This is a genomic window from Bradyrhizobium sp. (assembly GCF_030693485.1).
Classification (GTDB): Bacteria; Pseudomonadota; Alphaproteobacteria; order Rhizobiales; family Xanthobacteraceae; genus Bradyrhizobium.
In genome coordinates this window covers 1-4857 of record NZ_JAUYAN010000294.1, presented here as the reverse complement: position 1 = coordinate 4857, position 4857 = coordinate 1, and the positions used below count along the sequence as shown (strand labels likewise).

The window sequence follows — 4857 nt, the reverse complement described above, 5'->3', positions numbered from 1 at the left end:
GACGTGGCTGTAGAGCGGCATCGGATCGGGCTCGCCGCTGCCATTGGCGACGCCATAGGGCGACAGCCGGATGCCGACGCGGTCGGCGCCCCAGACGCCGATCACGGCCTGCGTCACTTCCATCAGGAAGCGCGTACGGTTCTCGATCGAACCGCCATACTGGTCGGTGCGCAAATTGGTGTGCGACTGCAGAAACTGCTCGACCAGATAGCCGTTGGCGCCGTGGATCTCGACGCCGTCGAAGCCGGCCGCCCTGGCGTTGGCGGCGGCCTGCCGAAAGGCCTCGACCACGCCGGCGACCTCGGAGGTTTCCAGCGCCCGTGGCGTCTCATAACTCGTCGACTTGCCGTCCGCTGTTCCGGTCTTCAGCTCGGCCGGAATCGGCACCGCCGAAGGCGCCACCGGCAGCACGCCGCCGGGCTGGAACGAGGAATGCGAGACCCGTCCGACATGCCAGAGCTGCAGGAAGATTACGCCCCCCTTGGCGTGAACGGCATCGACCACTTCGCGCCAGCCCTTGATCTGCGCGTCCGAATAGATGCCGGGGACACCGGGGCTTCCGAACGCGGTCGCCGCCACCGGCGAGGCTTCGGCGATGATCAGGCCACCCGCCGTCGCACGCTGCGCGTAATATTCCACATTGAGCCGCCGGGGCGCCAGCGAGGGCTTTTCCGCCCGCATCCGCGTCAACGGCGCCATCACGAGGCGATGCCTGAGCTGATACGGTCCGATGGTGAGTGGTGAAAACAACGACTTCAGTTTCATGTCCGCCCCGGGTGATTGTTCTTGAAATTTCTATGTAGCGGGTTCCAGCTGCCGGCAAAAGGCTGACCGGGCGGGATCGCCTGATATGAAGACCTCCCATGCAGTTTCGGGCATGGTAAGGCGACCGCATGGCCCTCACCCGCGCTGCGGCCAGAAAATTCAGGAGGAACGCGTGTCCCATCCCGCCATCGCCCGCAACCATGTCGCCGTCATCACCGGCGGCGCATCCGGCATCGGGCTTGCCGCCGCGATGCGCTTTGCCGGGCTCGGCATGAAGGTCTGCATCGCCGATCTCGGCGGCGACCGGCTCACATCAGCCGAAGCGAAGCTGGCGTCGGTGGCGCGGGGCGCGTCGGCTGATGTCATGGCCATGGCGGTCGACGTCAGCCGCATGGAAGAAGTGTCGGAACTGGAGAACGCGGTGCGCAGGCGGTTCGGCTGCGCCGACGTCCTGATGAACAATGCCGGCATCCAGCCGGGCAGCAAGGCGTTTGGCCCGCTGGAGAACTGGCAGCGCACTCTCGGCGTCAATCTGTGGGGCATCATCCATGGCTCGCAAGTCTTCGCACCCCGCATGATCGAGCGCGGCCGGCCGGGGCTGATTATCAACACCGGCTCGAAGCAGGGCATCACCACCCCGCCGGGCGATCCCGCCTACAATGTCTCCAAGGCCGGCGTGAAGGCCTTTACCGAGGCGCTGCAGCACGAGCTGCGCAACACGGCGGGCTCGAAGATCAGCGCGCACCTCTTCATTCCCGGCCACGTCTTTACCGCCCTCACCGCCCGCGGCCGAACCGAAAAACCCGCCGGCGCCTGGACGCCGGAGCAGACCGTCGACTTCATGATCGAGCGCGTCAGTGCCGGCGACTTCTACATCCTCTGCCCCGATAACGACGTGCCGCGCAGCCTGGATGAACGCCGCATGCTGTGGGCCGCCGGCGACATCATCGAAAACCGCCCCGCGCTGTCGCGCTGGCATCCCGAATATGCGGAAGCGTTTGCGAGGTTTGTGAAGGGGGAGTGAAACTCGTCATTGCGAGCGAAGCGAAGCAATCCAGCTTTCCTGAGACACAAGAGAAGGCTGGATTGCTTCGTCGCAAGTGCTCCTCGCAATGACGGTCTTTAGTCGCCTTGGAAGGCCACAGGCATTCTAGCGGCTCTTGACGAAGCACATGCCGATCCGCGAGGTTTTGCCGACGGCCTCGCAGGCAAGTCCCGCGGCGCAGGTCCAGGTGCGAAAACTCGGATCGTTGTCGGCGGGTTTCGCGCTGTGCTGGTAACAATGCGCACCCCAGCCGTCATAGTAGCCGGTGCCCTTGAGCTCCGCCAGAAATTCCGACCTCGTGCGCAATTGCGGCCGCTCGGAAAACCCGCGCGAATAATCCGGGCTGCTGCCCCATTTCATCGAGGTAAGAATATCCCGGCGCCGGATCTGGTCGCCGAAGAAATGCGGTGACGCCGGCACGACCGCCGCGTTCGACGGCTTCGCCGCGATCCAGTCCACGCCCGGAAAATGGAAGCCGCCGATGCCGCGGGTCTGGTGGCAGCCCGAACAGGTGACATCGTTCAGCCGGCGCTTGAAGCCGGCCACCGAGCGGATATTCGCGGGCGTTACGCCGACGTCGGCGGCCTTCCTGAGCGCGGCAACGATATCGTTCTCGCTGAACACGGCGTTGGTACCCTCGCCCTGCACCAGGCCGAACGCCGGTTGCAGTTGCGAGGGATCGAAGTCGGACGGCGTGGCGGCGATCGCCGCTTTGGCCAGGAACCGCTCGGGGATCAGGACCGTGCCGCGATCGAATTCATTGAGATGCCTGGGGTCAAGCAGCCACGCCTTGAAGTCGCGCCCGAGATCAGGGTCGGCCAGAAGCCGCTCGCGATCGATCTGGTTTTCCATCGGCGCTCCCTCGAACACGCCCGACTTGGGATCGAGGCGAAATACCTTCATCAGATAATCGGTGCGAAAATCCCGTGCCGCCGATTTCGGCGCATGCGCGATCTGCAAATTGGTTTCGATGCGATCGACGTTTTCGGGCCGGATCAGATCGAGCGGGCCGTTCGGAGCGAGCAGCCGTGCCGCGAGATCGGCGCCGGTGAGCGTCGATTCGCCGGCATCCAGCCAGCGCCGGGCGATCCCGGCGCAGGTGATGCCGATACCCCTGGCGTCGACCATGCCCCCGCTTTTCGCCTTCAGCACGACGTTCAGCGTCATCGGCAGGCGCCGCGGCGCGCCGTCCTCGCCGGCTGGCGCCGTCCGCGTCAGCCGGTAGATCAGCCGGATTTCGCCGCAGCTCTCCGGCGACACAAAGGCGCGGTCCATCCGGTTGACGATGCCGGCCAGCACGAAGCGCGCATCATCTGAATCAAGCATGGCGCGATCGAACAACTGAAAGTCATGTCCGGTTCCGATGCCGATGCTCTCGTTCGGCAGGGTGGCCTTGTGCCTGACGACATACCGGTCGAACTCGGCATCGAGCGCGGTACGGACCCTGGCCATCGACGGCAAGGCGAATAACTGGCCGCCGGTCAGCGGCGTATCGTCGGACCTCTCGGGCGCCATGACCCGCGCCACGGCAAACCGGCCGCGGTCGAGTTCGCGCAACGCCAGCGGATCGGTGATCGCGGCGCCACGCTCCAGCGCCGGGGCTTCGGCAGCGCGCGCGGGCATGGCGCCGCATAGCCAAACAAGAATGATGAAAATAAACGGCAACGCGCGGCCCATATCCTGACAAACACCGCATCAGAGGCCTCATTCCAGGCGTCTTGCGGGCAAGGTCTACTGGTCAGGAAAATAGCCGAAGAGCGGACCGGATGTCTCGCTGCAATCCGCAGTACTCACCCTCCCCTGGAGGGGGAGGGTCGACGCGCGTGCAACGCGCGGCGGGGTGGGGTGACAGTCTCTCGCTTCGGGCAGTGCGCGGGTTGAGAGATCACCCCACTCCGACTCGCATTTCGCTGCGCTCAATGCGAGTCGACCCTCCCCCTCCAGGGGAGGGTAAGAGCACGCCTCGCCAAATCCCTCAGCGCGCGACCACCAGGCCCTTGCTGGTGACGACCACCCAGCGGCCGTCCTGCTTGCGGATGGCGTCGACGCGGCCGAGGCCGGGGACGGGATCGCCGGCATAGACTTCATAGATTCCTTGGCGTCCTTCGATCAGCGCGCCGCCATGGGCGACTTCGCGCAGCACCCAGCCCTCGACCGTCGGCAATCTCGCCACTTCCGGCTTCGGCACGGGCAGCGGAACCGGGGCGGCGACCGCCGTTGCCGGCGGCGAGATCGAGCCGGTGATGTCCTTGGCCGCAGCCGGGACGGCCGCGACCGGCACGGGGGCTGCCTGCGCGGCCTTGAGCTTCTCGACGGCTTCCGTGAGCCTGGCAAGTTTGGCGGCGGGCTCGGCTTGCGCCTTCTCGATCCTGTCGAGACGGTCGCTGGCCTTGTTGTCCCTGACAATGCCGACCTTGGAGGTTTGCTCCACGCCGGCCTTCAGGGCCAGGATGTCGGCGTCGATCCGGGCTACGGAAGCTTCGAGCACCAGATTGCTTGATGTTGCCGAGGTTCCGCCGGCAAACTGCATCACGCCCGCGGTCGCCAGTGCGCCCCCGAGCGCGCCTGCTACCGCCGCCAGCGCCACCACGGCGGCCAGCGCCGACAACCGCCGCTTGCCGAACATGCCCTGCGCCTGCTCAGCTTCCGCTTCGGGCTCGACGCCCTGGTGGTCCCATGCTCGATCGCCTGATGACATGATCATGATCTTGCCCGGCGCGCGCGGCGCGTCGGACTTGGCAGTATCGGCAGCCTCAACCTTGGGGGCGTCAACCTTGGGGGTTTCAAGCTTGGGAGCTTCAACCTTGGGAGCTTCAACCTTGGCCGCGTCGCCCTGCGCAGGGACCAGATCGGGAGATTCGATCCGGGTCGCGGCTAACGGCGTCTCCTGCGCCGCCGCCGGCTGGCTGGCCGCATCGGTTGAGCTGGAAACGGCCGGCCCGGCGCTGACGGATCCGGTTTCGCTGCTGGTCGGCTCGGCCTGCTGTTCGCTCACGTTCAATTCTCCCGTAAAGGTTCACCATTTGGTAACTTTCATTCCTTGCGAA

At 65.7% G+C, this 4857-nt stretch carries 4 protein-coding genes; 2 read left to right on the top strand and 2 right to left on the bottom strand.

Going from position 1 to position 4857, the window contains the following annotated elements; translation table 11 throughout:
* On the bottom strand, positions 1–765 hold a 765-nt coding region (locus Q8N40_RS21225), incomplete at its 3' end, for an alkene reductase (RefSeq protein WP_305713191.1).
* Positions 766–937: 172 nt separating this feature from the next.
* On the opposite strand from Q8N40_RS21225, the gene Q8N40_RS21220 reads away from it, so the two are divergent.
* A complete protein-coding gene (locus Q8N40_RS21220) occupies positions 938–1789 on the top strand; it encodes an SDR family NAD(P)-dependent oxidoreductase (protein WP_305713190.1) in 852 nt (283 codons plus the stop codon).
* A 126-nt stretch (positions 1790–1915) separates the two neighbouring features.
* Here the strand turns inward: Q8N40_RS21220 and Q8N40_RS21215 are convergent, their stop codons facing one another.
* Positions 1916–3433, bottom strand: a complete 1518-nt coding sequence (locus Q8N40_RS21215; protein WP_305713189.1) for a hypothetical protein — start codon at positions 3431–3433, stop codon at positions 1916–1918.
* A 1120-nt stretch (positions 3434–4553) separates the two neighbouring features.
* Between Q8N40_RS21215 and Q8N40_RS26745 the strand changes: the two genes are divergently transcribed.
* Positions 4554–4688, top strand: coding sequence for a hypothetical protein (locus Q8N40_RS26745; RefSeq protein WP_371135774.1), 135 nt, complete (start codon positions 4554–4556; stop codon positions 4686–4688).
* Positions 4689–4857 lie beyond the last annotated feature (169 nt).